The sequence below is a fragment of the Pedococcus sp. KACC 23699 genome, from assembly GCF_045348425.1.
In the GTDB taxonomy this organism is placed as follows: Bacteria; Actinomycetota; Actinomycetes; order Actinomycetales; family Dermatophilaceae; genus Pedococcus.
In genome coordinates this window covers 1,815,521-1,842,337 of record NZ_CP157483.1, presented here as the reverse complement: position 1 = coordinate 1,842,337, position 26,817 = coordinate 1,815,521, and the positions used below count along the sequence as shown (strand labels likewise).

Here is a 26,817-nt window from a genome sequence, read left to right as displayed (position 1 = left end):
CCCACGCCGTCCGCCCGCTGTCCGCCCCGTCCGGCCAGCCGCTCGCGGTCCGCCCGCCGTCCGCCCCGTCAGGGCCAGATCGAGCTGACCCACTCGGGGTGGTCGATGAACGGGTTGCGGTTGTGCTGCCAGGTGTCGTAGATGACCTGGTTTCGCCGCTTCTCGAAGGCGTCCGGCGGGTCGCCCGCGCTCCAGGCCTTGAGGACCGAGAGCTTGCCGATGTTGGGCGCGGTGCCGTTGCCCACCGACTCGTTGGGCTCGAGGTTCGGCCACGCGTCGTCGCCCTCGTAGCGGATCGCCATGTAGAAGATCATCCGGGCGACATCACCCTTGACCGCGTCGCGCGGCTGGAACGAGTCGCCGTCGCTCAGGCAGCCGGTGCACTGGGCGACCGACGAGCCGCCGTTGTCGAAGTCGAGGTTGCCGCGGGTGCTGTTGACCGAGACGTCCTCGGGACGCAGGTGGTGGACGTCGGTGCCCGGGCCGTTGGCTGTGCCGAAGTCGCCGTGGCTCTTGGCCCACACGTGCTCGCGGTTCCACTGGTCGACGCCTCCGCCGTTGTCGGACTTGGCGATCGATCGGCCCGAGTAGATCTCGATGACGTTGTTGGCGTTGTTCGGGTCCTGGTCGGTGTCCTTGAGGGCGTTCCAGACCTGGTCGTAGGTCAGCACCGTCTGGCTCTTGATGATCGAGTGCAGCGAGGTGCGCAGGGCGCTGCCGGTCTTGCCGATCGCGGAGGCGTAGTAGGTGCCGTCGTAGGGGCCGGTCGCCGTGCCGGTCGGGCTGGGACTGGTCGTGGTCGTCGTGGGGGTGGGGCTGGTCGTCGTCGGGTTCGGCGTCGAGCCCACCGCGCTGATGGCGGTCGGCGACTTCAGGCCCGCGTGCGAGAAGTAGGCGGTCAGCGTGCCCGTGACGTCGAGCTGCCTGCCCATGAGGGACGGGTTGGTCTTCAGCCCCCAGGCCGAGCGCCACTGCGAGGTGAGCTGGACGTAGACCATCTTCGTGGTGCTGGTCTCGCCCGCGGTGTCCGCGAGGGCGACGGCCAGGTCGCCGGTGAACCCGCTGCGGTTGACCGTCGTCGTCGCCACCGGCTCCCCGACGACGTACCCGCGGACCGCCTGCACCGAGCTGTTCTGCGTGCCCATCGCCTGGGCGACGGTCAAGGGCGTGGCCGCGGTGGCGGCGCGGGCCGTGGTCGCGACGAAGGCGACGAGGAGGAGGACGGCGACGAGTGCAAGGCGTGGGCGCACTCGGATGGTGAGCTGCTGTGGCATGGGGGGAAACCTGCCAGCAGCACGGCATACGGCGGGCGAACGTCGGCTATGGGAGGGGGCCGGGCTTGGCAAATTTCCGGTATGCCGCGTGGGCCCCTCCAAGGGGTCCGTGGGCGAAGATGGCCGGGTGAGTGCCGACCCGGTCTTCCGCAAGGGCAGTGCCTCGGCGCCCGACGGCTACTTCCGCTGGGAGGCGGCCGGTCTGGCGTGGCTGGCCGAGGCCCCGGGCGGGGTGCCGGTCGTCGAGGTGGTCGAGGTCGGGCAGGACCACCTCGACCTGCGGCGGCTGTCGTTCGTCAACCCGGACCCGTCGATGGCAGAGCAGTTCGGGGCGCGGCTGGCCCGGACCCACGACGCAGGGGCCTCGGCGTTCGGGAGCCCGCCCTACGGGTGGTCGGGGGACGGCTTCCTCGGGCCGGCGACCGAGCTGCTGCCGCTGCCGCTGCGCCCCACTGCGACGTGGGGCGAGTTGTGGGCCGAGCAGCGGATCCTCGCGATGCTGCAGCTCGGTCGCGATCGTGGGTTGTGGCACCGGCACGACGTCGCCGTCTTCGAGGCGGTGGCGCGTCGGGTGGCGCGGGGCGAGTTCGACGACGGGTCGGCGCCGGCGCGGATCCACGGAGACCTGTGGTCGGGCAACATCGCCTGGACCCGCGACGGTGCGGTGCTCATCGACCCCGCCGCCCACGGTGGCCACCGGGAGACCGACCTGGCGATGCTGGCGCTGTTCGGCTGCCCGCACTGGGACTTCGTCATCGGCGGCTACCTCGGGCAGCACCGGCTCGACGCCGAGTGGCCGCAGCGGGTGGCGCTGCACCAGCTGCACCCGCTCATGGTGCACGCGGTGCTGTTCGGCGGGGACTACGCCCACCGCGCCGTCGAGCTCGCCAAGCGCTACCGCTGAGCAGCGGCGTCAGAGGAGCAGGCCGCGGACGTACGCGGCCTGGCCGACGTGCTGCTGGTCGTCGTTGACGACGCTGACGAGCCGGACGCCGAGCGTGACCGGCGGGTCCCAGCGCTCGTCGACGACCCGGTCGAGGTCCTCGGGGGCAAGTCCCTTGACCCACCGGACCGTCTGGGCGTGCACCGCGTCGAGGTAGCCGGTGAGCTGCTCGGCGGACAGGCCGCGCACCTGGGCGACCTCCTGGGGCGTCGCGCCATACCCGGTCTCGCTCGCCTCGAAGGGCAGGCCGAAGTCCTGCTCGAAGCCGCCGCTGGTCCACACCTGGTCGAACCCGGCGGCGTCGGCGACGTGGTCGTCCTGCACCCGGGTGAGGTGCCAGATGAGCCATCCGACCGAGTTGGCGCGTTCGGCCGGCTGGTGCGCCAGCTGGTCGGCGGTCAGGCCGTCGACCGCGGCGTGCACGCCTTCCTGGATCCGGGTGAAGCCGTCCACGAGAAGCTCGGCAGGAGTCATGTCCTCGACCCTACGTCCGCCGTCCGACCCCCGCTCGACCCAGCAAGACGCTGGTTGCGCGGCATACGGCGGGAAAACAACCCGAGGTATGCCGCGCAACCAGCGTTTTGCGGAGGGCCGTCAGTCGAAGGCGAGCGGCTGGGTCCGGCGGGGCATGACGAGGACGGCGACGATCATCGTCGCGGCAAGGACCACGACGCCGATGAACACCTGGTGGGTGGCGCCAGTCAGGGACTCGCGGACGAAATCGCGGACCGTGGTGCTGACACCCGACTGGTGGCCGAGGACGACCGCGGCGTCGTCCGCGGTCTTGGGCAGCGTGCCCGTCGCACCGGCCGGGGGAGTCCTGAAGTCCCGGGCCAGGGTGGCGTTGGCGATCGCGCCGAAGACGGCGACCCCCACGGCGCTGCCGAGCGAGCGGAAGAAGAGGTTGGTCGCGGTGACGACCCCCCGGCGGTCCCAGTCGACCGACGACTGCACGGCGACCAGCGTGGGGACCGAGGCGAAGCCCAGGCCCACCCCGACGACGAACGTGTAGGCGGCGATCGCCCACAGGCTGGTCTGCTCGTCGACGAGCAGCAGCAGCGCGCTGCCGAGGACGACGAAGACGACCCCGAGGATCGAGGTGTTGCGGAACCCGAACCGCATGTAGATCTTCCCTGCGCTCGCCGCCGCGATCGGCCAGCCGATGGTCATGGCGCCGAGCGCGAGACCGGAGAGCAGCGCGCCGTACCCGAGCACGCCCTGGGCGAAGGTGGGGATGTAGGACGTCAGGCCGATGAGGACCGCGCCGATGACGAGGGAGGCGAGGTTGGCGCCGATCAGCACCCGACGGGTGAACACCCACAGCGGCAGGATGGGCTCGGCCGCCCGGCGCTCGACGAGGACGAACGCGACGAGCAGCACCACGGAGGCGACGACGATCCCGATGCCGGCGGGGGAGAGCCAGCCCCACGAGTGCCCGCCCTCGAGCAGCGCGAGGATGAGGAGGGAGACGCCGGTCGTCAGCAGGATCGCGCCCGCCCAGTCGATGGCGTGGCGGACCCGCTCGATCCGCTCGTGGAACCCGCGCACCAGCAGCACCGTGGCCAGCGCCCCGATCGGCAGGTTGACGAAGAAGATCCAGCGCCAGGAGACGTACTCCGAGAACACGCCACCGAGCGTCGGCCCGACGATCGCGGCGACGCCCCAGACGCTGGCGATGAACCCCTGGACGCGGGCGCGCTCCTCGACCGAGTAGATGTCGCCGATGATCGTGATCGACATCGGCAGGACCGACCCGGCGCCGAGGCCCTGGATGACACGGGCCGCGATGAGCAGCGGCATCGACCACGCCACGCCACACAGGATCGAACCGGCGAGGAACAGCGCGATACCGATGAGCATGACGGGCTTGCGGCCGATGCCGTCGGCGAGCTTGCCGTAGATCGGGACCGAGACCGCCTGCGCCAGCAGGTAGATCGAGAACAGCCACGGGAACTGCGAGAAGCCACCGAGGTCGCTGACCACCGCAGGCACCGCCGCTGCCAGGATCGTGGAGTCGATGGCCACCAGCGCGGTACACATCATCACCGCGAGCAGCACGGGGCCGCGTTCGCTGCGCAGGCCGACACTGCTCTTCGTCGTGGTTTGGGTCACGAACGGTGACAACCCTCCCCTGACGCCCGCGTATTCCGGGTGGTTGCCCCGGGACGCCCGCCTGACGAGACTGGGACTTGAAGTCAACTTCAGGAAGGGCAGGGCCGATGGAGTCGACCGACGAGCTCACGGTGTCGGAGGTGGCGCAGCGCAGCGGGTTCGCGGCGTCGGCCCTGCGGTACTACGAGAAGCAGGGACTTCTCGTCGCATCCCGTACCTCCGGCGGCCAGCGCCGGTACGCGCGCAGCGTCCTGCGCCGCCTGGCCTTCATCCGCGCGGCCAGCAACGTCGGCCTGTCGCTGGAGGAGATCCGCACCGAGCTGGCCGGGCTGCCGTCCAACCGCACCCCCACCAAGTCCGACTGGCACCGCATCTCCGGCCACTGGCGCTCCCGTCTCGACGAGCAGCTCGAGGCCCTCGAGGCGTTGCGCGACAAGCTCGACTCCTGCATCGGCTGCGGGTGCCTGTCGCTCAAGCAGTGCAGCATCTCCAACCCCGCCGACAAGGCGGCAGCCACGCAGGACGCGCCCGGGGCGGCATACCTGCCCGCCCTGCTGCGCCGCCCGCCCCACTGACGGCAGGCTGGCACCGTGCACCTGCCCGTCCTCACCTACAACATCCACAGCGGCGTGGGGATCGACGACGTCCTGGACCTCGACCGCATCGCCGCCGTCATCGCCGGCAGCGGCGCCGAGCTCGTCGCCCTCCAGGAGGTCGACCGGCACCGCCGCGCGCGCAGCGCCTTCGCCGACCAGCCGGGCCAGCTCGCCGACCGGCTCGGGATGCACCTCGCGTATGCCGCGTGCCTGGACGACGAGCCCGCCCACCCGGGCGCGGGGCGCGCGCAGTACGGCACGGCCCTGCTCAGCACCCGCCCGCTGGTCGACGTGTCGACGACGTTGCTGCCGCGCTTCCCCGGCAGCGAGCAGCGCGGGCTGCTCGAGGCGAGCGTCGAGCTCGGCGGAGCGTCGCTGCGGGTCCTCGGCACCCACCTGCAGTGGGACCGGGAGGACGAGCGCCTCGCCCAGGCCCGGGCGGTCACGGCCACCCTCGACGATCGGCCGACCCTCCTGCTCGGTGACCTGAACACCACACCGGGCTCCGCGACGTACGAGCACCTCGCCACCCGGCTCGACGACTCCTGGGCCCGCGTCGGGGAGGGCGAGGGGCACACGTTCGACGCCGAGCTGCCGCCGCGGCGGATCGACTACGTGTGGGTCGGCGGTGGCGTGCGCCCCCTCGGCGCCCGGGTCCTGCCCTCACCGGCGTCGGACCACGCCGCCCTGCTGGTGCAGGTGGAGGTACCGGTCCCACCCTCATAGGGGCCACCAAGGGGCCACCCCAAGTCCGTCCCAAGTGGTGTGCAAGTGCCTGGTCGCACGCTGGATCCCGACCAGCAGCACCCACAGCGAAGGACGAGACCATGACCAGCACGACGACCCGATCCACCATGACCACCTGGCCCGAGCAGCCACGGTTCCCGGGGCAGACGGCAGCCCACCCGGGCCCGGTCGACATGACGATGATGTACGTGATGCACCACGCGTTCCGCCGCGACCTCGCCGCGTTCGCGGCAGCCGCCACGGCCACCCCCGTCGAGGCCCGGACGACCTGGCGCGCACTGGCCTCGCGCTGGGAGCTCTTCGCCTCGGCGTTGCACCACCACCACTCGGGCGAGGACGCGGGCCTGTGGCCCCTGCTGCTCGAGCGCACCGACGACGCCGGGCGGGTCACGCTCGAGGCGATGGAGGCCGAGCACGCCGAGATCGACCCGATCCTTGCCTCGTGCGCAGCAGGTTTCGAGCGGCTGGCGCAGCACGCTGACGACGACGCCAGGTCGGCCCTGGCGATCAGGCTCACCGCCGCCAAGGCCAGCCTCGGGCGCCACCTGGAGCACGAGGAGACCGAGGCCATCGCCATCATCCAGCAGGTGATGACGGGTGAGGAGTGGGAGCAGCTGGAGGAGGAGCACTTCCGGTCAGGCCTGCGCCTGGCAGATGTCCTGGCCGTGGTCCCCTGGGCGATGCACGGCGTGCCGGCACCGTTGCGGCGCAGCACGTTCGGCGTGACGGGTCGGGCCCACCACGCCATGTGGCTGCTGACCCGGCGTGGCTTCGCCCGGCGCGAGGCGGTCGCCTTCGCCTACCTCGTCCGCTCCTGAGCGGAGGCATCCGGGCCGGGCCGCGGCTCCCTCCGGTCTCAGAAGCCGAAGCGGTCCCGCTGGTCGCGCAGCCACTGCGCGGCCAGCGGGACCTGCCACTCCTCACACAGCTCGAGGGCAGCGTCGGCGTGCCTGCGGGCGACGTCCAGCTCCCCGCCGGCTGCGGCCGCCTGGGCGAGGTACCCGTCGACCGGGCCGAGCGCGAGGCCCGACCCGGCACAGCAGGAGTACCCCTCGAAGGGCGCGAGTCGGGCGTAGGCGCGGGTCGCCAGGTCTCGGTCACCCAGCTGCAACGAGACCTCCGCTGCGCTGCACCACGTGAGCATGGAGAACCAGTCCTCGGGGCCGAGGTCGATGGGGTGCCTCGCGGCATACTCCCTCGCGAGGTCCTCCCGACCGCCACGCAGCATGTACATCACCACCACCGCCGCCAGGGGCAGGCCGCTGCCGGCCTGCGCGGCCTGCAGCATCTCGGCCATCTCGCCGGCTCGGCCCTGCCAGAGCCGCATCGCCATGAGCGCGCCCAGGGTCGCGTCGTCGGTCTGGTGCAGGGACATCCGCTGGTCGAGCAGCCGGATGTTGACCATCCGCTCCTCGCACTCCTCGAACTTCCCCGCCATGGCCAGCCACGGGAGCTCCATGCTGTCGAGCACGATGATCCCGTAGGGCAGTCGTTGCCGCCCTGCCGCGTCCCGCGCCACGGCGGCGTGCTCCCACATCTCGCTCGGCAGCCCGAGCTCCCCCGAGACCACCGCTCGGAGGGTCGTGGTGACGACGTAGGCGCGCTCGTCACCGAGCTGGTGCGCGAGCCGCATGGCCTCGCTCACCCACCGCAGCCGTTGCGGGGCCGTGCGGGAGCACCAGAGCGCGACGAAGGCGAGCTGGAAGCCGTCGAGGCTGAGCTCGGGGTCGCCGATGCGCGCGGCCATCGCCAGCCCCTCGTCCACCAGCGCGGAACGTTCGTCGTGACCCGTGCCGTAGTAGATCTCCAGGGCGAGGCTGAGCATGACGCGGCACCGCAGCGGACTGTCCGCCTCGGGCAGGGCAGCCAGCGCGTGGCGCAGGGCCGCCACCACCGTCTCGTTGACGGTGCCGTGCGGTCCCGACTGCCACAGGGCCCCCACGGCGGTCATGGTCGCGGCCCGGCCGAGCAGCTCCACGTCACCCATCTCCTGCGCGACCGCGATGGCCTCCTCCGCCGCCTCCACCAGCCCGGACCAGTCGCCCGACCACCGCCGGGCGTCGGCGAGGTCGCACAGGACGTCATAACGCTCGTGCAGCGTGCTGTCGGGGTCCTGGGGCAGGGTCGTCAGCGCCGAGACGAGCAGCTGGGCGGCCTCGTCGTAGGCGTGCAGGCGCCGGGCCACGGCGGCCGCGGACACTGCAGCGAGCCAGGCGCGGGCGGCATACGAGGGTCCGGCAGCCAGCCAGTGACGGGCGAGCTCGGTCTCGCGCCCGGACTGGCCCTGGAGCGCGCCCGCGACCCGAGCGTGGGCACGCGCCCGGCGGGTGGCCGATAGCGAGCCGTAGATGGTGTCGCGGACCAACGCGTGGCCGAAGAGGTAGCGCTCGATCCCGTCCTCGCGCAGCAGTCCGGACTCCAGGGCGGGGTCGAGCCGGTCGAGCAGGTCGTCCTCGTCGAGCCCCGACACGTCGGACAGCGTCCGCAGGTCGAACTGCCGACCCAGCACCGCTGCCCAGCGCAGGGCGGTGATCGAGTCGTCCGGGAGTCGTTGCAGGCGGCGCACGAGGACGTCGTGGACCGCTGCCGGCGGGTGCAGCTCGCCCGAGAGACCACCGAGGCCGCCGCCCTCCTTGGCCAGGCGCGCGTACTCGACGAGGAAGAAGGGGTTGCCGTCGGTGCGCCGGGCCAGCTCGTGCGCCTGCGCCGAGGTGGGGACCGCCCCGGCGACCGTCTCCACCACGGCGGTCGCCTCCTGCTCGCTCAGCCCGTGCAGGTCGACCCGCAGCGCATGTCGCCGGGCCAGGGCCTCGGCCACGTCGGCGAGGGCTCCGGTGGGTTCGGGGCGGTCGCGCCAGGTGCAGACCACCAGGAGCCGGGCGTCGGCGGCACTCTCGACGAGCAGGCGCAGGACCCGCAGGGAGGCGATGTCGGCCCAGTGCAGGTCGTCGAGGACGACGACGAGGGTGCGCCCCTGGGCGACGCCGGCGACGTCGTCCACCAGCTCCTGCCAGACCCCGAACGGTGCGCTACCGTCGTCGGGCAGCTCCGGGAGGTCCCGTCCCATCCCGCGCAGCACCTGCTGCCACGGCCACAGCGGTGGTGCCCCGTCATCCTGCGAACACCGTCCCAGCAGGACGGCGGCGCCCTGCTCGCCTGCACGGGACGCCAGCTCGGCCGCCATCCGGCTCTTGCCGATCCCCGGCTCCCCCACGAGGGCCACGAACGCCGACGTCCCGGAGTCGGCCCGCGCCAGCTGCTCTAGCACGGCCGCGAGCGGGGCGTCGCGACCCACCATCGGCCACGGCGGCAGGCTGGGTACGACGGACTCGATCTGGCCCAGCCGCACCGACGACCGTCCCGACCCGGGCCCGTGGGCCAGTGGTGCGGGTGCTGCCGGCAGGCCACCCGGGGGTCGCCAGTCCAGGCCCGGGTCCTGACGGAGGATGGCTGCTTGAAGGTCACGCAGCTCGACGCCGGGCTCCAGACCCAGCTCGTCACCGAGCACCTCCCTGACCTCGCGCAGGGCGTCCAACGCCTCGGCCTGACGACCGGACCGGGTCAGTGCCAGGGCACGCAGCGCCCACAGCCTCTCCCGCAGCGGGTGGGCGGTGGTCAGCGCCTCGAGCTCCCCGGCGACGGTGCCGTGCTGCCCGAGCTCGAGGGCGGCCACGGCTCGGTCCTCCAGGGCCACGAGCCGCAGCTCCTCGAGCCGAGCCCGCTCGGCGACGGCCGACGGGGCGTCCTCGAGGTCGAGGTAGGGCTGCCCGCGCCACTCGGCCAGGGCCGCGTCCAGCTCGGTGACGACCTCGGTCAGCTCCTCGGTGGTGAGCCCGCGGCCGTCCTGCACCCGGTCCACCTGACCGAGCCGGCGGTGCGCGCGGCTCACGGCGCGGTCGAACCGCCGCGCATCGAGGTCGTCGTCGCCCACCCGCAGCGCGTACCCCGGGGCCACCGTCACGAGCACCGTCGACGGTGCCCGGGCCGCGCGCTCGGGCTCCAACGACCGGCGCAGCCCTGCGACATACGCCTGCAGGGTGCCGTTCACCCCCGGCGGCGCACCATCGGGCCACAGCAGGTCGACGATCGCGTCCACGGACACGGGCCGTCCGTGGTTCATGGCCAGGGCCGCGACCAGGGCGCGCTGCTTGCGCGTCCCGAGGTCGACGGGCCGGTCACCGAGGCGAGCTTCGGCTGCGCCGAGGACACCCACGTTCATCCGACCGAGGATAGGGCCGGCCGACCGACGGCCACTCGGCCTTTCTGCGCAGCGCGCCACCCTCGATCTGGGTCCCTCCGCCCGGTCCAGGACCGCACGCAGGTATGGCGCCCGCCCGAGGGGGCCGGCGCCATACCGACCCCTGTGGCTGGGTCGTGTCGGGCGGCGGGTCAGTCCGTCACGCGGAGGTTCTCCACCAGGCGCGGGATCCGGTGGTTGCCGACGAACACTCCATGCGGGTCGACCGCCGAACGAATTCCCTTGAGCTGCAACCACGCCCGCTCGTCGTACCCCGAGCGGGGGTCGACGGAGGTCTCCGCGAAGTTGAGGTAGCTGCGGCCGTTGGCCCACGGGGACAGGGCCTGGGTCAGGCGGCGGGCGTCCTGCTCACCCCGGGCCGCCATCTCCGGGGTGGCGGCTATGGCCACGCCGAAGGCGAGGAACGCACCGTCGAGCCGCTTGAGCGCGCCACCGCCCTCGTGGTCCCGCCCGAGTGCACCGCCCAGCTGTCGCAGCTCGGTCGCGAGCAGCGAGGACGTCGACCCCGGGCCGGCCTCCGCCAGCAAGGCGTCGATCCCGGCATCCGGCAACCCTGTGAGCATCGTCGAGTCGGACACCGCCGGGGTCGGTCCCTCGGGGTCCATGTGGAGCCGGACCAGGCTGCGCGAAGGCACCCGGTCGAAGGTGTCGATCTCCGGAGCGAGGGCCCGAAGGTCCGCGAGGACGGCACGGGACTGCGCGTCCGGGGCGAGGACCGCACCATCGACCACGACGACCCGACGACCCCGAAGCGGCGCAGGGATCTCGGGCAGCGGCGGCAGTTTGAGCAGCCGGAACGCCGTCGTCACCTCGTCCGGCGCCCCGGCGGACCACTCGACCCACCGTCGCAGGACGGGCTCCGCCTGGGCGGCGTCCCAGACGAGCATCCCCGCATACGCGGTCGGGATGTCGTAGAGGCGGAACTCCAGGGCCGTGACCACCCCGAAGCTGCCGCCACCTCCTCGCAGGGCCCAGAACAGCTCGGGGTTCTGCGTGGCGTCGGCCCGCACGTGCTGACCGTCCGCGGTCACGAGCTCGACGGCGAGCAGGCTGTTGGTGGCGAGGCCGAGCTTGCGGGCGTACCACCCGATGCCGCCGCCGAGGGAGTAGCCGGCGATGCCGACGTCGGGGGAGCTGCCGTGCAGGGCGGCCAACCCGTGGTCGCCGACGGGCTCGGTGGCGTGCAGCCACAGGGCGCCGCCCTCCACCCGGGCGACCCGGCGCTGCGGGTCGATGTGGACGCCGGTCATCGCCGAGGTCTTCAGGACGATGACGTCGTCGAGTCCCTGGGCGACCAGGGGGCCGGCATTGTGGCCGGTGCTCTGGGGCGCGATCCGCAGGTCTGCCGCCACGGCGGCCCGGACGACCTCCTGGACCTCAGCCACCGTGCGCGGCACCGCGACCGCGGCGGGGCGCTGGTCGAGCGCCACGTTCCAGGGCAGTCGCGCCGCGTCGTAGCCGGGATCACCGGGGAGGTGGACCGCCCCGCTGCAGAGGCCTCGCAGGGAGGCCGAGCGCAGGTCGCTGAGGGTGGTGTCGATGGTCATGGTGCGTGCTCCTTGGTTCCGCTGGTGTCTGTGCGGAGAAGCGTGCGACGGAGCGCTTGAGCACCACTTGGGGACGACTAGGGGTATGCGTCGCCGACCACAGCTGGGCGCGAACGGCAGGCCAACCTGGCCAGTCGGCGGTCGGGTGAGCCGGCCGTCGGTGGTCGCGTCAACGGGCTGCCGGCGGATGCGTCAGCGAGCCAGTGTGGCTACCGGTTGATGAGTTGGTCGGGTCAGCGGACCAGGGACCGCACGCGCTCCAGGCGGCTGGTCGGGACCGGCGCGGCGGGGGCGGAGCGGTCCACCCGGCTGGCCGCGTCGCGGATCGTGGAGGAGAGCAGGGCGACCAGCCTCGCGGGGACGTCGTCGACGCAGGCCACCGAGATGCCCTCCACGGAGAACGCGACGAGGTGCGGTGCCGTCTGGCGGCGGAAGGTCCGCTCGCTGACCTGACCGTCCTTGCCGAAGCGCACAGCCCACCGGTGCGCCTCGGGCGCTGCCGCGAGCGCGGCGTCCGCGAGCGCGATGAGGTCGTCGAACCGGCCGGGGTGCTCGGGCGCGAGGTCCTTGGCCAGCCGGCGCGAGGTCAGCAGCCCCACCGCGAGGACGTTCTGACGGACGGCCGGGGCCACCGGCAGGGCGGCCGCGGCCGGCCGCATGGCGATGGCCAGATCCATGTCCAGCGCCGTGCCGGTGATGCCGACGACGTCGGGGACCAGGCCCACGATCCGGGGCCTGTCCTGGTCGTTCAGCGAGTCGTTGACCAGCCGCGCCAAGGAGGCCAGCAGCGGGTGGGTGCACGCAGGGTGGTCGCTCCACTTCTCGCCGGCGAGGTAGCTGGCCATCTCCATGAAGCACGCCCCCTTGCGAGGGTTGCGATGCTTTCCCGAGGAGAGCACCGGCACGACGTCGGGAACGAACTCAGCTGACTGGGTGGCCTTCATGGCGCCTCCAGAACGACACACCGGCGGGCCGGCCCCGCGGTTTCCCTTCACTATGCGCCCCGGTCGCGCGGCGCGCCAGACCCCTTTGGCAGATTGCCGAACGGCTCGTTCTGGAGGCGCCGGACGTGCTCACGGCGTGGGCCGGACAGGCGCTCCCACAGGCCTCCGAACGCAAACTGCAGACGACGCACCCGCGACTACGCCGTGTGGTGGAGGACGTCCGCCCCTGCCCGACGGATCCGTCCGGGTCCCGACGCCGTGACGATGGAGCCTGCCGGACCGGACCCATGTCCGCCCGGCCCGCAACACCACCATCTCGGTGGAGGAAGGCCTCGCCATGACGGTCATCGAACGCCTCTACGACAACGCCTGGTACGTCGCGCACGCCGCACCCGCTCGGCGCGAGGAGCTGGACGCCGACGTCACCCGGACGTGGATGGCGTGCGAGGCGGCTCGCGAGGACGCCGGGCGCGCGCGCACCGTGTCGGGCGTGACCGCGGCCCGATCTGCGCTCGCCCTGTCGTTCGGCAACGTCACCCAGGCGGAGTACCACCGGGCTCGCGCCCGCGCCGCCGAGGCTGCCCGGTGCACCGACATCGTGGACGGCCACGCCTTCACCATCAGCCGCGAGATGGGCACCGGCGGCCAGATGAAGGTGGAGATCGCGTCCTGCACCCTCGCCCGGCACGCGACGATCAGCGTCGGCGCGCGCGGGCACGCGTGGACGGCTCTGTTCACCGACCCACAGGCGCGGGTCCCGCGTTTCAGCAGCACCCTTGGCACCGACCCGTGGGAGGCCGTGCACCGCGCCTGCGAGTGGATCATCACCGGACGCCTCTGACGCGCCATACCCCCGGCCCATTCTTGCTCCGGGGGACCGGCACACCGGTCGGGGCGCCGGGCCTCAGATGAACTCGGCGGGGTCGAACTCGTCGATCGGGATCACGCGGACGCGCGGCAGCCGCGCGGTGAAGGCGTCGACGTCGTACTCGAGGTCGAAGAACTCCAGGCCCCGCGACTCGAGCTCGACGAACGCCTTGCTGCGGAACTCCAGGAAGCCCACCAGCCCGACCTTGCGGCCGTCGCACAGGTGACCCATCTGCGGCACGAAGTCGCTGTCGTGGCTGACGAGCATGACGTCGGCCGACCTGGCAGCGAGCGCGTCGATCGTGCGCTGGATGGCGATGTCGACGACCTTCTCGTGCGGTCGACCCGACAGCGGGACCGGGCGGTACCCCATCGCCAGCAGCGCCTGGATGAACCCCATCGGCAGGTCGCCGTTCGCCGCCAGGAAGAACAGGCCCTTGACCGGCTGGTCCCACTCCTCCTCGGCGAAGTTGAGCAGGCGGTCCCAGCGCGGCCGCTCGTCCGGCTGCGGGCGGCGCGACAGGATGGAGGTGCCGAGGGTGGCGTCGATGTTCTCACCGTCCACCAGCACGTACGTCGTCCGCTGCGCGTCTTCGACCATGGACGTGACTGTATGCCGTGGAGTCTCCTGCGCGCCGGGACCTGCCCCCTCCTCGCGTGGCCCCGACCCCTCCTCGCGTGGTGGGTCCTGGGTCCGCGGAGGACCCTGGTCCACCATCGCGCGTCGAGACCTAGTGCTGGCCACCGTCGTCTCCACCGAGCGCGGTCCGCAGCCGGTCGATGTGCTGGGACGCCTCGGCCTTGTTGAGGGTGGCGGGCAGCTCCTCGCCGGCCTGCCGCGCCAAGGTGTCGAGGTAGCTCTTCTGGCTCTCCGTCATCGGGTCGTCACCGCTGACCCAGTCGGCCGGGTCCTTCTCCAGGGCGGGGTCGCCGGTCGGCTCGGTGGCCCCGAGCATCTCCGGCTCGTCGGTCGTCGTCTGGTTCTCGTGGGTGCTCATGGTTCGAACATACGTGCGCCCCGCACGGGGCGCACCCCGGACGACCACGTCCGCTCGAGTGGGCACCACGCCGCATACCGACCTAGCGTTGGGAGGCCCCCCCAGGGCACCCCCCACCCACGGAAGGACCCCCATGCAGCAGCGCACACTCGGCGACATCCAGGTCAGCGCGATCGGACTCGGCGGCATGCCCATGTCCATCGAGGGCCGTCCCGACGAGGAGCGTTCGATCAGCACCATCCACGCCGCGCTCGAGGCCGGCGTGACCCTCATCGACACCGCTGACGCCTACCACCGCGACGCCGACGAGGTCGGCCACAACGAGTCGCTCATCGCCAAGGCCCTGAAGTCCTGGGGCGGCGACACGTCCTCGGTCCTCGTCGCCACCAAGGGCGGCCACCTGCGCCCCGGCGACGGGTCGTGGACGCTCAACGGGCGCCCGGAGTACCTCAAGCAGGCGGTGAAGGAGTCGGCCCGACGTCTCGGCGTCGACGCGATCGGGCTCTACCAGTTCCACCGCCCCGACCCCGAGGTCGACTACGCCGAGTCGGTCGGCGCCATCAGGGACCTGCTCGACGAGGGCGTCATCGTCCGCGCCGGCATCTCCAACGCCACCGTCGAGCAGATCGACCTCAGCCAGGAGATCCTCGGTGGTCGACTGGTGTCGGTGCAGAACCAGTTCTCGCCGAAGTTCCTGTCCAGCCGGGGAGAGCTCGAGCACTGCGCCAAGCTCGGGATCGCATTCCTGCCGTGGAGCCCCCTCGGTGGCATCTCGGACGCCTCGGAGCTCGGGTCCAACCACTCCGCGTTCGCCGAGGTCGCCAAGGCCCACGACGTGAGCCCGCAGCAGGTCGCCCTGGCCTGGGAGCTCTCGCTCGCCGACGTCGTCATCCCGATCCCGGGTGCGTCCCGGCCCACGTCGATCGAGGACTCGGTCAAGGCGGCGGACCTCGAGCTGAGCGACGACGAGCTGAAGGCGCTGGACGCCGACGCCTGACCCCGGCGTCTGACCCCGACGCCTGATCCTCGGCGTTCGGAGAGCCTTTGAGCGCCTGACCCGGTGATGGCAGGGTCAGGCGCTCAAAGACTCGGGGGTCAGGCGTGGGTATGGCGCCCGCCCGAGGTGAGCAGGCGCCATCCGGATCCGCGCGGCACGATGGGTCGATGTCCTCCGACCTCAGCCGCTTCACCACCGCCCAGGACTCGGGCGGCACCTACGACCGCGCCCTCGAGGAGCTGCGCGCCGGGCGCAAGACCAGCCACTGGATGTGGTTCGTCTTCCCCCAGGTCGCCGGACTCGGGCGCAGCGAGATGGCACAGCTGTATGCGCTCGGCGGGGTCGCCGAAGCGCGCGACTACCTCGCGCACCCCGTGCTCGGCCCACGGCTGCTCGAGTGCGCCCTCGCCCTGACCGAGCGCCCCGGCTCCGACCCGGTGGCCGTGCTCGGCGGCATCGATGCGCAGAAGCTCCGGTCGTCGATGACGTTGTTCGTCCACGCGGCCGAGCACGACGAGGACCGCGGGATCTTCCAGGCCGTGCTGGACCAGTACTTCGGCGGGTCACCCGACCCCCAGACCCTGGTGCGCCTGGGCTGACCACAGCCGCACAACGACGGCCGGACAACGACGGCCGGACAACGACGAAGGACCCCCGACATACCCGGGGGTCCTTCGTTTGTGCGTGCGCGAGGGGGGATTTGACGGCGCAGACGTGGGGGTTTCCCCTCCATGAAGCACGCTCTCGTCGTCCGCGGACCCGCGGACGGTGTCGGGCTCCCCTAGGAGTGCACGCAGGTCGACCGGTCGGGCCGGCTTCGGTCCGCGTCGGCGCTGAACTCGTTTCGTGGTCATGCCCGCACGGTACGGTCGAGGCCGGACACTCGTCGCGATCATCCCCCGTGACGCGCCAGGCGTGACTCGGACCAACCCTCGGGACCCTTAAAGCGGATGATGCCAGCCACTCGGCGGATACATGTAAATATCCTTGACATACTTAGAGCAGTCGAATACCTTCACTTCCATGACCACTAACACGAAGTATTCCGCGGGGGACCTCGTCCTCATCGTCTGGCCGAAGCAGCGCGCTGCCGAGGTCCACTCCGGCGACAGCACCTGGGAGGACGTCTCGCACGGCTCCTGGGCGATGGACGCCCACAAGGCCGACGCAGTGTCCATCCTCGTCGCCGTTCACGAAGGTGTCGTGGTCGGCGCCTGGCGTGTCACAGGGGCAAACCACTCGCTTGCCGCCCCTGCGGGCAAGACGCGCAACGTCAACCGGTCCACGTTCGACCTGTCAGACGACCCGCGGCTGGCCTACCTGGTCGGCGGCCCCTCCCCGGCCCCAGCCCAGCGCAACCCGCAGACCACCCGCCAGTTGCGGGACCTGCCCGGTGCTGACACGCTCCTTGACCCGTCCCCGGCAACGCATGGCGTCGTCCAGCTCGGTGGCTACACGCTGACGGTGAACTCGGACGGCACGGCCTTGCTGCGACTTCCGGGCGGCGCCGCCCTGGCGATCTCTGAAGGCTAGGAGCAGCGGCGAACGCGTGAGACCACTCTGTGCGGCGCCCATGAAACATGCCCCTCAGCGCGTCCGAGCGCCGCACACAAGTGGGTGCACCTCACGCCGCAGTCCCCGCACTGACACGAGGTCAGTGCGGGGACTGTCTGCCTACACTCGGATGCCCGGTGCGCGCGGCGCGTCAAACCCTGAGGGTTTTAGGCGACCGGCGCAGCCTCGGGTCAGTCGCAGGTCTCTGACACCTGCTTCGGCAACGTCGCGATGTCCGAGACGGCGTCCAAGGCAGCGGTGACTCCGGCCGCCTTCATGATCCGGCCGCGGACGTTGCCAGCGCACTCCAGCCAGCCAGCGACTGATCCGCGCGGGGATGCCGGCGCCGAGCCGCATCTGCTCGAGCAACACGGCCGACCGGGCCGACGGGTGTGAGTTGGCGCTCTGGCTGGCCGGCTGGCGCGTGGGGGACGCGTGCCCCTCAACTGAAGGGGTCGTCTTGCCCGGTTTGCCCGCCCGGTGTCCCGCCGAGTGGGTACGTTCTCGCGCGGCGTGTTCACGCCATACCCCTGCGAGGCGAGGACCCCCGCGATGACTGACACATCCCAGTGGCAGCAGAATCCCGTCGCCGCAGCAGCGGTGTGCCCGAATGGTCACCCGGTCGAGTCCGGGTCCGTGTTCTGCACCACCTGTGGGGAACGACTGCCCCTGCCCACGACAACCGCGGCAATGCCACCACCGGTTGCGCCGGCCTCACCGGCGCCGCCCACCACGCCCGTGTTGACGCAGCCGGCCCCGACCGGCGCCCCGTACCCGAACGGGCCCAGTGCCCCGCCCGCCCCGGCCGGCCTGACGTGGCCGGACCCCGCCTGGGTGACTGCTGGAACACCGTGGCCGCTTTGGCGGACAGTCCTGATGTCGTTCGGTGCGCTCCTGTTCCTGCGCGCGCTGTCACTTCTGGTCGCAGGGCCGACCCTGGTGTGGCTGATTCCCGGCGCGCTCGCGTGCGCGGTGTTCACGGCCAAATACGGCCGGCTTACTCCGCAGTCGGTTGGGGCCGTCCTTGGCACCGCCGTCGGCGTCCACGTCGTCGCTTGGTTCGCCGTGTACCCGGTCATCTTGAGCTCGTATGGGTGGTCGCCGTGGTCCCTGTCGTGGTCGCCGCTTACGCCTCTGAACGTGGTGGGTTCTGCCGCCGTCGGCCTCGCCCTTGCGTTGGCGCTGCACCCCCAGCTGCGTGCCGACCTGCACGCATTCCTGCACCCGCAGGCTCCGCAGCTGGACTCCGGGTCGGCCCTGCTCGTCGGACTCGTCGCAGTCCTTGGCGCGGGTGCTGTGCTCGTCGGCTTGCTCACGTGGTCTCCGTTCGTCCGAATCCAGAGCTATGCGGACGTGGCGGCGCAGCAGAACTACGACGACTGCGTCTCGGTGGTGCAGAACCAGTTCGGCGACACCCTGTCCGATGAAATGTTCAACAGCGCGGTGGGCGCCTGCCTGCGGATCGGCAACTAGACGGGCGCAACCAGTAGCCGCACGCCGCTGGGGGAACCCGGCGCTGAGGGGCTGCGCGGGAAATGTGTAAAGACGCCGCGTGCTGTCCCGTGCCTGCACTACGTTGCGCCAATCAGATCGTGACCAAGGAGCCAGCCGGTGAGCATCGACAGCACCCCCGCACCACAGTCGACCGCCGGCGCCACGCCGGCGCCAGGTGCCGGTTGGTACGCCGACCCGTACGGAACGCCCACGCTGAGGTACTGGGATGGGCGCGCCTGGACCGGACACACGAACCCGTACCCGACCACACCAGCGCAGCCTGTGGCGTCGACGTCGTGGCAGCAGGCGAATCCCGATGAGCTGTTCATCCGCCGGGTCAGTGAGTACTCGCGCTGGTCGGGGGTCGGGTGGATGATCCTGGGCGCGCTGCAGGTCCTGAGCATCTTCGGCATCATTGCCGGCGTGTGGAACCTGATCGCCGGCTGGTCGCGCATCAGCACCGCCAAGGACATCGCGATGCGGAACCCGTCCATCCCGGCCCGGTTCCGCCCGGTCGGCGGGTACGTCGTCATCGCCGTCGTCAACCTGTTCCTTGGTGGGTTCATCGGTTTGGCGCTGGTCGGGTTCGACCTGTTCGTGCGCGACCAGATCCTCAAGAACGAGGGCGCGTTCACCTCCCCCACCCGCCAGCTGGATGCGGCCGGGTACGGCCAACCGGTCTGAACGGACGCTGCGCGGACCTATCGGCAACGTTTGGCCCCGGCAAGCGGCCCAGCTCAGCGCGTAGCGGTCACTGCTTGTCGCAGCTGGCCAAGGGGAGTTCTGCGGTGTGCGTGGCGAGCCACCGCTCGAGGTCGTCAAGCGCTTGGGTCGCCGAGACGAACGACCCGTCCCGTGCGACCGCTGCGAGCGCGACCGCGGTCCAGCCGCCGGCATGGGGCAGCAGGGCCAGCTGCCGGGCGACGTAGGCCCCGGTCGGCGAGGGGCCCCACCCTCCCTTGAACCGGGCGCCGGGCCATCGGCCCGCACCCCACTGCTGGCTGGGGTCGATGTGGCCGAGCAGGTCCAAAACCGGCCCGTCAGCGGGGTCATGCGCGCACGGCAGCGCCGCGGCGAACGTGGCCTGGTCGCCGAGGGTCCACTGGGTCTGACCCTCGGCCGAGAAACCGGCACGGGTCACGAACGGCTGGGTGCGCACGTTCTGGTTCTCGTGCGCGGCCAGGACGGCATCGACACGACCGGCCGCCTTCGTCCCCGACCCCAGCGTTTGCCACAGCCGGCTCGCTGCGGCGTTGTCGGACACGGTCAGGGCCTGGCGCATGTCCGCGGTCGTGGCGGTGCCGCCTGTGCTGCGGAGTACCGCTTCGACGAGCGGAACTTTGATGGTCGACCAAGCCGGACCGGTCTTCCACGTGCCGAGGGTGAGCACGACCCGCGAACCGGGGGCCCCGCCGACGACCGCGATGCCGTACTCGCCTGCAATCGCTGGAGGTCGGGCGGTGTGGGCGTGGCGCAGCGAGGTCACCCAACTGGGGTCGACAACCCCCTGCGCCGGCCTGACTGAGGCGGCACCGGCCGCTTTCGTCGTGGCTGGGATGGCGGGCGGCGGGGTGTGTGCCGCGGGCGGGTGGCGCGTCGCTGCGGCACCCGTGGTCACGGGCAGGTCGGTCGCGCCGGCGCTGGCAGCGCACCCTGACAGGGTCGCGGCTGCGAGCACGGTCAGAAGGGCGGCGGCCCGGGCGGGGCGCCAGGGCTGGTTCGCGGTCAGCTCACTGGCCCGGCGGTGGTGCCGAGCAGGACGACGGCGTCGTTGCCTCCGGTGCAGGTGACCGGGCCGCTGCCGATGGTTCCCGCGGACGCGGTGCAGGTCATGTCGTAGTCCTTGTCCGTGACAGGGCTGTGCGCGGTCAGCGTCATGCTCGACCCGTCACCGCCGAGGGACTCGTACTCGTCGCGGACTGCGCCGGCGAACTCGCAGCTGGTGTGGTCGTTGCCGGTTGCGGCGGTGGCGTACGGGCCGCCGGTCGGCGAGCTGTCGCACAGCTTCCCCCCGCTGGGCACGACCAGCGGCGCGACGGTGTCACTGGGCGCGTCGGTCGGGGTGTCTGGCGTCACCGAGTCGCTGGGGGTGTCCTGTGGCGTGTACGGGGCCTGGGCGGCGCCGCCCGGGACGGGCGCCTGCTGGCTGGAGTTCAGGTTGGAACTTGCTTGGTCAAAGGTGTTGTTCAGCCTGTGACCGAGGAAGACCACGAAGGCGGCCCCCGTGACGACGACCAGGAGGAAGACGCCCACGACGATGGCGAGGATGAGGCCGGTCCGGCTGCGGCCCGCTGGCGGTGCGGCCGGCGGGCGCGGAGCTCCCAGCGGGGGTGGGACCGGGCCGGCGAAGGCTGGCCCCGTGGGAGGCCCCGGGATCATCGGACCAGCTGGGACACCGGCGGCTGGTGCGATGGGGGCCAATGCAGCCGGCGCGGGTGCAGCAGCCGCTTCGCTGGGCACTGCCGCAGCACCCCTCGGGGTGGGGATGCTCGAGTTCGCGGGGGTAGGAATCGCCTCGGTCGGGCTGATGAGCACGTCCGTGTGCTCAGACGCAGCGGCCAACGCGTCGTCAGGCGTGGGGACCGAGCTGCTGGCAGGCGTATCGCTGGGGACGGCCAGGGCCGTCCCGCAGCGGCCGCAGAACCGCGCCGTAGCGGGCAGTTGTTGCGAGCATGCCGGGCACGTGGTCACGACCACGCCTCGGTGACCTCGACGGGCACGTCGCTTCGATGCATGTCCCCAACCTCCGTACGCACACTGCGGGGATACCGGCCTCCGCCCGAAGGAGTTCTACCCCGGCCGTTGGGTGACACGCAGCCGAACGGTGAAACTTCGTCTGAATCAACTACATACCGGGCAGTCCTCCCAAGTTGACTGCACCCAACAGGGGTCGTCCCGCATTCCGGGTCGAGGTCGGGGCGCCAGTCGGCGCGCAGACGTGCGCCCTGCTGATCGTCTTGGCTCGCAAGGCCTGGCGGGTTTCGTCCACGCCGACTGGTTCAGCACCACGGAGACGCAGTCGTCGTGGTTCTGCTGTGCCGCCACATCCCCGTATGGCCAACTCGAAAGCCCTCCTCGGATCAGCTTCGCGAGGACGGGACCAGAACCACACGACTCTCACCCAAGCGCACACTGACAACGACCCAAAGGTGCCACAGTCACTGAAACTCCCGTCACCGGTGAAGCCCTCAGCCACTCGTGGCGAGCAGCTGGTGCTTGAGGCTGACGAACTCCTCATCGGTTAGGGCGCCGGTGGCATGCAACGTCGCCAGGCGCTCGAGCTGGGCCAGCACGCCCCCTTCGCCCGAAGCGTCGATGACGGCTGGGGCAGCCAGCTGCCGCACCGGGGTAGCCAGGTCGTGCAGCTGCTGGGTCAGGTTCGCGAACACGGAAACCGCGCCGCGGTCCTGGACAGGGACGCCCGCGGAGAAGACCCGCACAACCTCCTCAGCTGCGCGAGCCACGTCCGCTCGCCCTGCTGGGGAGCCGACGGTGAACAGCTCGCACTCGGCCGGAACGAACGGCGCGGCCCAGGTCGCCAACAGGTCACGAACGGTGTTGCCGGGCCCACCCAGCGCGGGTGGGGCCCCGGCCATCTCGCCGAGTGCGAACAACGACCATGCCATCTCCAAGGTCAGGGACCCTGCGGTGCGGACCGCTGCCGCGAGCATGTCGCGCGACTGCGCCGCGACCAAGGTCCCGATCTCAAACTCTTGGGCGGGACCAGCGCCGCGCGCGGTAAGGACGGCGGTCACGAGGGCGTCGAGCGCCTGACCGATCCAAGCTGCCGGAGCGTACAGGCCGCTGGGGGCTAGTGCGCTGGCCACGTGGTGCTCGGTCGCGTACACGAACTGCTGGGCGTGGGTCGCGTCGACCGACCGCAGCTCGACGAGTCCGTGGTGCGTGCCCAAGACGAACGTCGGACCGGACCACGCGGGGTACAGCTGCCACCCGGTCCACTCGGCAAACGCGAGCGAGGAGACGCGGCAAGCGCGACCCTCGCGCAAGATCAGAATCTGCAGCGGGGTCAGGAGCACGAACAGGCGGTCCAGTCCTTCGTTGCCGACCACCCCGGACATGATGACCTCGCGGGGCAGCAGCCAGCCGTCGAGCATGGTCGCCAACGTGGCGCTGGGACGTCTGCCGGTCACGTGGGCTACCTCTACAGCGATGTCACGCACGAGTTCCTCATCTCTGGCTGGGTGGCTGGCCCGACCACGGTAGGGACGACCCGGCCGGCTGGGTGTACGAATCGGTGACAAGTCCACTGAAAGTGCCTGGTCGCTGCGCCGGTCGGCTGGACGCGGCCCACGATCAACGGGGTCGGTCAGTCGCCAAGATGCACGGATGCGCGGGCTGTCTCGCTACAGCCACTGAGGGTTGACGGCTGATCGCCCGGTGACGTACACACTGATCTGGGGCCCAGGGCTGGGCCCGGGCAGGCAGCAGGGGGCCTTTCATGAGGGTGCGTCGACATGCCATGGTCACGGCCGGTGCGGCACTGCGCGCGCTCGCGCCGATGTGAACAGGACCGCAAGGGCGAGCGCGCGGCGGTCCCTGCACTGGGCTCAACTGCGTTCGAGCGCGCTGGGCCAACCGTTGGAGACCACCAGTCAAGGTGTCGAGCTCGCCCTGGTCCGCGCGTTCACCGGCCTGCGCCTGGTGAACCTGATCCAGCTCGCGCTGGCCTTGGGCGGTCTCATTGCCGGTTCACCCCGCCCGGCCCTGGACGTCGTTCTGGCCGCCGCGTTCGTCCTCGAAAGCGTGACCGTGATCAGCCTGGGACTGCACCGGGCCGACCTGCGCTCGGCGAAGGTCGTTTGGTGCGACGTCGCGTTCGGCGTCGTCCTGCTGGCCGGGCAGACCCTCATCGCGATGCCCGGACACCGGTTGAACGTGTGGGACGCATGGGGGTACCCGGTCACGCTCAGCTGCGCGATGGTCGCCGGGATGATGCTGCCCGTATGGCAGGCGTCGGCGGCAACCACGGCGCTGTGGGTGACATACCTGTGGGGCACCCTCCACGGTGCAGCCGGGCTGGGGCAGCAGTGGACAGCGCTGACGAACTGCTTGGGCTACGTCGCGTTCGCCCTGATCGGCGGCGCCTCGGCCGGGTACCTGCGGCGCCTGAGTCGGGCGGCTGACACAGCCCGCGACATGGCCGCACGAGCCGGTGCCGAAGCGGAGATGGAACGCCACCGCCGGATGCTGCACGACCACGCCTCGCTCCTGTCGATGATCGGGGCCAACGCCGGCGACACCCAGCTGCAGGCTGCCCTGCGCCTGCAGGCGGTCGCCGCGGCTGCGACAGTGTCCTCGTTCCTGGCATCCACCCCCGCCGTCGATGCGGCGCTGCCCGAAACGTTGGCGGAGGTGCTGCGCACCACCGCGGCACAGTTCCCCGATTTGTCCCCCACCGTGAACGTGGACCTCGTCGAGCACGTCCGCCTCACCCCTGCGGTCCGCCGGGCCGTCGCGGGAGCGGTGTCCACGCTGCTGCACAACGTGCGTGCGCACGCCCACGCCTACAACTGCACCATCCACGCCGACTCTGCACCGGATGGGTCCGACTGGGAGGTCAGCGTCCGGGACGACGGGGTCGGGTTCGATCCCGTGCTGACCCCGCCCGGGTACGGCCTCGCGCGGCAGGTGAGGGCTGCCGCCGCCGAAGCCGGGATTGGTGTCAGGGTCGCAACGTCTCCCGGTGCGGGCACCACGGTCACCCTGTCCACGGAGCGGCCGGGAGCGGTCGAGGGCCACGGCGCGCAGCGGCGCGGCAGGGGGCCGGGCTGATGGCCCTGGTGAGTGTGTCACCCCGGGGAAACCCGGGGGCCGCCCGGGCGCGGGGACGGCCACCATGTGCACGGTGAGCGACTCCGATCCGGCCAAGGTGCGCATCGCCTGTGTCGACGACGACACGCTGATCCGGGAGGGCTTGGCGCACCTGCTGCCCCAGGTCGAAGTCGTGGGGACGTACCCGCGCGTGGAGGACCTGCTGGCAGACCGGCCCGCCGCTGACGTGGCGCTGGTTGACCTGTGGCTGCGCGCACCCGAGGGGGAGCCGGTCCACGCCCACGGCATGCATGGCGTGCACGCCGTCGCCCAGGCGGGATACCGGGTCCTGATCTACACCAACGAAAGGCGCCGCCACGTCCTGGCGGGGTGTTTGGCCGCTGGCGCGTCCGGCATCGTCCACAAGTCCGAGCCGCTACCGGCGCTGCGCGAAGCGGTCGCGGCTGTCGCCTCGGGCGGAGTCGTCATCACGACCGCACTGGCCGGCCTCGTCGAGGTCGTGGACCGACGCGGGCGTATTGGCCGGCTGTCTCCCCGCCAGATCGAGGTGCTGCGCGCCCGGGCCCGCGGGGAGAGCTACCGCTCGATCGGGGCGCGCTTGTTCATCTCGCCCAAGACCGCCGAGGAGTACATGGCCGAGGTGACCCGAAGGTTCTCCGCATACCTGCTCGAGCATTCTGCCGCTGACCTCGAGCGCCTGCTGGGAGTTGGGCCGGGCGACCTTCTCGACCCCAACTGACCTCTCCCGCAGCGACGTCCTGCTCCGGGCCCCGCGACCCGTTCGAGCCCCGGGAAATCCCCGGTACCCCACCGGGATGAGCCCCATCACGATGAGCAACTCACCACATGACCGAGCCAGTGCGTAGCGCTGCGCATGACGAAAGCAGGTAGGACACATGGCTTCCACTACGTATCGCCAACAGCGGCGGCGCTCGGTCGCGTGGGTGTACTACGCGATCTTGACCGTCCTTGCACTCATCGGCACCTTCGCCTCGCACACCCCAGCGGGCATCATCCCGACTGCGCTGCTGGCGGCGTACGCGGTGTACCTCTTCCGCGGCGGCCGGTTCGTCATCTGGATCTGGTGAGCACTCCCTGGGTTGGTGAAGCGGCGCCCGCTTCGTCCGCCTAGTCCGTTTGAGCCCCGGGAAAACCCCGGTACCCGGCAAGGCGGTGATCCCACCACGATGGGCACCGCGTGAGTGACACCGATCTAGCAAGGGGAAGTCGTGCCGCGACACATACGCACATCCATAACAGCCATGGCCCTCAGTGTTGGCGTTGCACTGGGGGTGGCCGGCTGCTCGAGCGGGCCGGGTGGGGAAACGACCTGCGCTGACTTCGCGGCGATGTCGCCGGACACGGGGCTGATGACCAAGCTAAGCGACAAGCAGACTCAGGTCATCGACAAGATGCTCAGCGATCACAACCGTTCCGCGAGCGTCTCCAACGAGATGCTCGCCCAGCTGCAGATCACGCAGTACTGCAACATCTACGGCGGCAAAGCGGGCTCCAACACAGACAAGGCCATCGAAAACATCGGAGGCCTGCAGTGAGCCGCGCCTGCACTTCGGCGTGTCCTTCAGCGCACGACGTTTGCGGGAGCACCCGATGACCTTTCCCATCATGACCCTCCAGTCGCGCACGCACAGCACTGACGACACGCTGTTCCCCCTGCTGGCTTCCCCAGGTGGCTCGCGGGTCACCCAGCTCTCTCGTACTGACGGGCACGAGCTGTCGTTCCTGTGCGGTGGGGTGAGCGTGACCCGGATCCGCGCCGGGATTCGTGAGCAGATCCTCAAGGTCACCGAGGTGCGCGTCTGTGTCGACATCACCGACGAGCGCGTCGTCATCGGGTGCGAGAACTACGACAAGGGCGGCGGCTGGTGGGGCGTCGGTGGCGGAGGAGCGGCCTTCGCCGTCGTCGCAAACATCGTGTCCAAGGTCCGGGCAGCCAACCGCAGCCGAGGAATCGCCATGGTCGGGCAGGTGCGTCATCCGTGGCTGCAGGAGGTTGTCGCCACCCCCGCGCAGGGCTTCTTCGGCCAAGGCGCAGTCGGACTCGCCGTCCAGGAGACCGCGGCTGACGGTGGCGCCCTGGTGGTGGTCAGCCTCGCCCTGCCCAAGGAGGTCAGCGCCTCCTTGGTCGCTCAGGCCATCACCACCCGGGCTGCTGCGTGGCGGCTGGCCAACGACCGCGGCTTGGACGGTCCGGCGCGCGAAGCGATGGAGAACCTTGCCGCAGTCTCGCGACCTTCGGCCACGACGTCGGTGACGTACAAGTTCCCGTCCGCGTACCCGGTCAGCGCCACCTCCGCTCGAGGCCCCGTTGGTCAGACCCCGGCCGTCGATGCCGGCGAACCGAAGGAGACGGTCCAGTCATGATCTCGTGGCTGCTCTACATCACCGCTTGGGCGTTGGCCGCTGACGCGCTGCGCCGCACCTCCTACCAGTGGGTAGCGGCGGACCGGCAGCGCGGCATGTGGGTGGGCCTACTCGTCCTTCTCGGCCCGTTCACGCTGTGGGTGTACCTGCTCGTGGTCGGGCCGCGCCTGCTGAACGCGCCCGACCAGCCACCAGCCGCATTGCGCACCAGCTGAGGGCACGGCCAGCACTCACACGGACTTCCACGTCTCACATCTGCGCCAGCGACCGCAGGCCGCCGGCAGTGAACCCGTCTCGAGTCTTCAAGG

General features: G+C 71.2%; 27 protein-coding genes. 16 read left to right on the top strand and 11 right to left on the bottom strand.

What is annotated here, in order from left to right; all coding sequences use genetic code 11:
* Positions 1-68 precede the first annotated feature (68 nt).
* On the bottom strand, positions 69-1,274 hold the full coding sequence (locus ABEG17_RS08565; protein WP_406832857.1) for an endonuclease: 1,206 nt from the start codon (positions 1,272-1,274) through the stop codon (positions 69-71).
* A gap of 127 nt (positions 1,275-1,401) precedes the next feature.
* Here ABEG17_RS08565 and ABEG17_RS08560 point away from each other — a divergent pair, with 127 nt between their 5' ends.
* Positions 1,402-2,178: a fructosamine kinase family protein gene (locus ABEG17_RS08560; protein WP_406832856.1), complete on the top strand. Its 777-nt coding sequence runs from the start codon at positions 1,402-1,404 to the stop codon at positions 2,176-2,178.
* 9 nt (positions 2,179-2,187) lie between these two features.
* Here ABEG17_RS08560 and ABEG17_RS08555 read toward each other — a convergent pair whose 3' ends face one another.
* Together ABEG17_RS08555 and ABEG17_RS08550 are read right to left on the bottom strand one after the other, a co-directional pair.
* Complete coding sequence (locus ABEG17_RS08555; RefSeq protein ID WP_406832855.1) at positions 2,188-2,691, bottom strand: DinB family protein; 504 nt, start codon at positions 2,689-2,691, stop codon at positions 2,188-2,190.
* A 120-nt stretch (positions 2,692-2,811) separates the two neighbouring features.
* Entirely contained in the window at positions 2,812-4,260 is a 1,449-nt protein-coding gene (locus ABEG17_RS08550) for an MDR family MFS transporter (protein WP_406833164.1), read from the bottom strand.
* Positions 4,261-4,436: 176 nt separating this feature from the next.
* Here ABEG17_RS08550 and soxR point away from each other — a divergent pair, with 176 nt between their 5' ends.
* From soxR to ABEG17_RS08535, 3 genes are all read left to right on the top strand, one after another.
* A complete protein-coding gene (gene soxR / locus ABEG17_RS08545; RefSeq protein WP_406832854.1) occupies positions 4,437-4,904 on the top strand; it encodes a redox-sensitive transcriptional activator SoxR in 468 nt (155 codons plus the stop codon).
* A gap of 15 nt (positions 4,905-4,919) precedes the next feature.
* Positions 4,920-5,651 carry an endonuclease/exonuclease/phosphatase family protein gene (locus ABEG17_RS08540; protein WP_406832853.1) on the top strand — a complete coding sequence of 244 codons (732 nt, stop codon included), beginning with the start codon at positions 4,920-4,922 and terminating at the stop codon, positions 5,649-5,651.
* A 101-nt stretch (positions 5,652-5,752) separates the two neighbouring features.
* Complete coding sequence (locus ABEG17_RS08535; RefSeq protein WP_406832852.1) at positions 5,753-6,490, top strand: hemerythrin domain-containing protein; 738 nt, start codon at positions 5,753-5,755, stop codon at positions 6,488-6,490.
* A 38-nt stretch (positions 6,491-6,528) separates the two neighbouring features.
* Here the strand turns inward: ABEG17_RS08535 and ABEG17_RS08530 are convergent, their stop codons facing one another.
* The 3 genes from ABEG17_RS08530 to ABEG17_RS08520 form a co-directional block, all read right to left on the bottom strand.
* The gene (locus tag ABEG17_RS08530; RefSeq protein ID WP_406832851.1) at positions 6,529-9,891 is read right to left on the bottom strand and encodes a BTAD domain-containing putative transcriptional regulator; all 3,363 of its coding nucleotides are present in this window, start codon (positions 9,889-9,891) and stop codon (positions 6,529-6,531) included.
* 170 nt (positions 9,892-10,061) lie between these two features.
* On the bottom strand, positions 10,062-11,477 hold the full coding sequence (locus tag ABEG17_RS08525) for an FAD-binding oxidoreductase (RefSeq protein WP_406832850.1): 1,416 nt from the start codon (positions 11,475-11,477) through the stop codon (positions 10,062-10,064).
* A 233-nt stretch (positions 11,478-11,710) separates the two neighbouring features.
* A complete protein-coding gene (locus ABEG17_RS08520; protein ID WP_406832849.1) occupies positions 11,711-12,421 on the bottom strand; it encodes a hypothetical protein in 711 nt (236 codons plus the stop codon).
* A gap of 337 nt (positions 12,422-12,758) precedes the next feature.
* Here ABEG17_RS08520 and ABEG17_RS08515 point away from each other — a divergent pair, with 337 nt between their 5' ends.
* The gene (locus ABEG17_RS08515; RefSeq protein ID WP_406832848.1) at positions 12,759-13,262 is read left to right on the top strand and encodes a hypothetical protein; all 504 of its coding nucleotides are present in this window, start codon (positions 12,759-12,761) and stop codon (positions 13,260-13,262) included.
* 63 nt (positions 13,263-13,325) lie between these two features.
* Here ABEG17_RS08515 and ABEG17_RS08510 read toward each other — a convergent pair whose 3' ends face one another.
* On the bottom strand, positions 13,326-13,889 hold the full coding sequence (locus ABEG17_RS08510; RefSeq protein ID WP_406832847.1) for an NYN domain-containing protein: 564 nt from the start codon (positions 13,887-13,889) through the stop codon (positions 13,326-13,328).
* 130 nt (positions 13,890-14,019) lie between these two features.
* Positions 14,020-14,286: a DUF3072 domain-containing protein gene (locus tag ABEG17_RS08505; protein WP_406832846.1), complete on the bottom strand. Its 267-nt coding sequence runs from the start codon at positions 14,284-14,286 to the stop codon at positions 14,020-14,022.
* A 133-nt stretch (positions 14,287-14,419) separates the two neighbouring features.
* Between ABEG17_RS08505 and ABEG17_RS08500 the strand changes: the two genes are divergently transcribed.
* The 5 genes from ABEG17_RS08500 (at position 14,420) to ABEG17_RS08480 (ending at position 19,015) form a co-directional block, all read left to right on the top strand.
* Entirely contained in the window at positions 14,420-15,283 is an 864-nt protein-coding gene (locus ABEG17_RS08500) for an aldo/keto reductase (protein ID WP_406832845.1), read from the top strand.
* Positions 15,284-15,450: 167 nt separating this feature from the next.
* Positions 15,451-15,882 (top strand): DUF1810 domain-containing protein, encoded by a 432-nt coding sequence (locus ABEG17_RS08495; protein ID WP_406832844.1) that lies wholly within the window; start codon positions 15,451-15,453, stop codon positions 15,880-15,882.
* Between the two features lie 424 nt (positions 15,883-16,306).
* Positions 16,307-16,816, top strand: a complete 510-nt coding sequence (locus ABEG17_RS08490; RefSeq protein ID WP_406832843.1) for a hypothetical protein — start codon at positions 16,307-16,309, stop codon at positions 16,814-16,816.
* A gap of 897 nt (positions 16,817-17,713) precedes the next feature.
* Positions 17,714-18,310 (top strand): hypothetical protein, encoded by a 597-nt coding sequence (locus tag ABEG17_RS08485; RefSeq protein WP_406832842.1) that lies wholly within the window; start codon positions 17,714-17,716, stop codon positions 18,308-18,310.
* A gap of 138 nt (positions 18,311-18,448) precedes the next feature.
* Positions 18,449-19,015, top strand: coding sequence for a DUF2510 domain-containing protein (locus ABEG17_RS08480; protein WP_406832840.1), 567 nt, complete (start codon positions 18,449-18,451; stop codon positions 19,013-19,015).
* A gap of 67 nt (positions 19,016-19,082) precedes the next feature.
* Here ABEG17_RS08480 and ABEG17_RS08475 read toward each other — a convergent pair whose 3' ends face one another.
* From ABEG17_RS08475 to ABEG17_RS08465, 3 genes are all read right to left on the bottom strand, one after another.
* A complete protein-coding gene (locus ABEG17_RS08475) occupies positions 19,083-19,817 on the bottom strand; it encodes a hypothetical protein (protein WP_406832839.1) in 735 nt (244 codons plus the stop codon).
* 239 nt (positions 19,818-20,056) lie between these two features.
* Complete coding sequence (locus ABEG17_RS08470) at positions 20,057-20,710, bottom strand: hypothetical protein (protein ID WP_406832838.1); 654 nt, start codon at positions 20,708-20,710, stop codon at positions 20,057-20,059.
* An 809-nt stretch (positions 20,711-21,519) separates the two neighbouring features.
* The gene (locus tag ABEG17_RS08465; protein ID WP_406832837.1) at positions 21,520-22,482 is read right to left on the bottom strand and encodes an SHOCT domain-containing protein; all 963 of its coding nucleotides are present in this window, start codon (positions 22,480-22,482) and stop codon (positions 21,520-21,522) included.
* Positions 22,483-22,930: 448 nt separating this feature from the next.
* Between ABEG17_RS08465 and ABEG17_RS08460 the strand changes: the two genes are divergently transcribed.
* The 6 genes from ABEG17_RS08460 to ABEG17_RS08435 all read left to right on the top strand — a co-directional run bounded on the left by ABEG17_RS08460 (position 22,931) and on the right by ABEG17_RS08435 (position 26,724).
* Positions 22,931-24,124, top strand: a complete 1,194-nt coding sequence (locus ABEG17_RS08460; protein WP_406832836.1) for a sensor histidine kinase — start codon at positions 22,931-22,933, stop codon at positions 24,122-24,124.
* Between the two features lie 73 nt (positions 24,125-24,197).
* Positions 24,198-24,863, top strand: a complete 666-nt coding sequence (locus ABEG17_RS08455) for a DNA-binding response regulator (protein ID WP_406832835.1) — start codon at positions 24,198-24,200, stop codon at positions 24,861-24,863.
* A gap of 157 nt (positions 24,864-25,020) precedes the next feature.
* On the top strand, positions 25,021-25,212 hold the full coding sequence (locus ABEG17_RS08450; RefSeq protein ID WP_406832834.1) for a hypothetical protein: 192 nt from the start codon (positions 25,021-25,023) through the stop codon (positions 25,210-25,212).
* A 174-nt stretch (positions 25,213-25,386) separates the two neighbouring features.
* Positions 25,387-25,680, top strand: a complete 294-nt coding sequence (locus ABEG17_RS08445; RefSeq protein WP_406832833.1) for a hypothetical protein — start codon at positions 25,387-25,389, stop codon at positions 25,678-25,680.
* A 55-nt stretch (positions 25,681-25,735) separates the two neighbouring features.
* Positions 25,736-26,509, top strand: coding sequence for a hypothetical protein (locus ABEG17_RS08440; RefSeq protein ID WP_406832832.1), 774 nt, complete (start codon positions 25,736-25,738; stop codon positions 26,507-26,509).
* Entirely contained in the window at positions 26,506-26,724 is a 219-nt protein-coding gene (locus ABEG17_RS08435) for a hypothetical protein (RefSeq protein ID WP_406832831.1), read from the top strand. The genes ABEG17_RS08440 and ABEG17_RS08435 overlap by 4 nt, the downstream gene beginning before the upstream one ends.
* The last annotated feature ends 93 nt before the right edge of the window (positions 26,725-26,817 follow it).

Excerpts from the sequence above, each read along its gene's own strand:
- ABEG17_RS08565 (WP_406832857.1), bottom strand. The coding sequence starts at position 1,274 with ATGCCACAGCAGCTCACCATCCGAGTGCGCCCACGCCTTGCACTCGTC.
- ABEG17_RS08555 (WP_406832855.1), bottom strand. The coding sequence starts at position 2,691 with ATGACTCCTGCCGAGCTTCTCGTGGACGGCTTCACCCGGATCCAGGAA.
- ABEG17_RS08550 (WP_406833164.1), bottom strand. The coding sequence starts at position 4,260 with ATGATGTGTACCGCGCTGGTGGCCATCGACTCCACGATCCTGGCAGCG.
- soxR (WP_406832854.1), top strand. The coding sequence starts at position 4,437 with ATGGAGTCGACCGACGAGCTCACGGTGTCGGAGGTGGCGCAGCGCAGC.
- ABEG17_RS08535 (WP_406832852.1), top strand. The coding sequence starts at position 5,753 with ATGACCAGCACGACGACCCGATCCACCATGACCACCTGGCCCGAGCAG.
- ABEG17_RS08530 (WP_406832851.1), bottom strand. The coding sequence starts at position 9,891 with ATGAACGTGGGTGTCCTCGGCGCAGCCGAAGCTCGCCTCGGTGACCGG.
- ABEG17_RS08525 (WP_406832850.1), bottom strand. The coding sequence starts at position 11,477 with ATGACCATCGACACCACCCTCAGCGACCTGCGCTCGGCCTCCCTGCGA.
- ABEG17_RS08520 (WP_406832849.1), bottom strand. The coding sequence starts at position 12,421 with ATGAAGGCCACCCAGTCAGCTGAGTTCGTTCCCGACGTCGTGCCGGTG.
- ABEG17_RS08515 (WP_406832848.1), top strand. The coding sequence starts at position 12,759 with ATGACGGTCATCGAACGCCTCTACGACAACGCCTGGTACGTCGCGCAC.
- ABEG17_RS08510 (WP_406832847.1), bottom strand. The coding sequence starts at position 13,889 with ATGGTCGAAGACGCGCAGCGGACGACGTACGTGCTGGTGGACGGTGAG.
- ABEG17_RS08505 (WP_406832846.1), bottom strand. The coding sequence starts at position 14,286 with ATGAGCACCCACGAGAACCAGACGACGACCGACGAGCCGGAGATGCTC.
- ABEG17_RS08500 (WP_406832845.1), top strand. The coding sequence starts at position 14,420 with ATGCAGCAGCGCACACTCGGCGACATCCAGGTCAGCGCGATCGGACTC.
- ABEG17_RS08495 (WP_406832844.1), top strand. The coding sequence starts at position 15,451 with ATGTCCTCCGACCTCAGCCGCTTCACCACCGCCCAGGACTCGGGCGGC.
- ABEG17_RS08490 (WP_406832843.1), top strand. The coding sequence starts at position 16,307 with ATGACCACTAACACGAAGTATTCCGCGGGGGACCTCGTCCTCATCGTC.
- ABEG17_RS08485 (WP_406832842.1), top strand. The coding sequence starts at position 17,714 with ATGTCGTTCGGTGCGCTCCTGTTCCTGCGCGCGCTGTCACTTCTGGTC.
- ABEG17_RS08470 (WP_406832838.1), bottom strand. The coding sequence starts at position 20,710 with ATGATCCCGGGGCCTCCCACGGGGCCAGCCTTCGCCGGCCCGGTCCCA.
- ABEG17_RS08450 (WP_406832834.1), top strand. The coding sequence starts at position 25,021 with ATGGCTTCCACTACGTATCGCCAACAGCGGCGGCGCTCGGTCGCGTGG.
- ABEG17_RS08445 (WP_406832833.1), top strand. The coding sequence starts at position 25,387 with ATGGCCCTCAGTGTTGGCGTTGCACTGGGGGTGGCCGGCTGCTCGAGC.
- ABEG17_RS08440 (WP_406832832.1), top strand. The coding sequence starts at position 25,736 with ATGACCTTTCCCATCATGACCCTCCAGTCGCGCACGCACAGCACTGAC.
- ABEG17_RS08435 (WP_406832831.1), top strand. The coding sequence starts at position 26,506 with ATGATCTCGTGGCTGCTCTACATCACCGCTTGGGCGTTGGCCGCTGAC.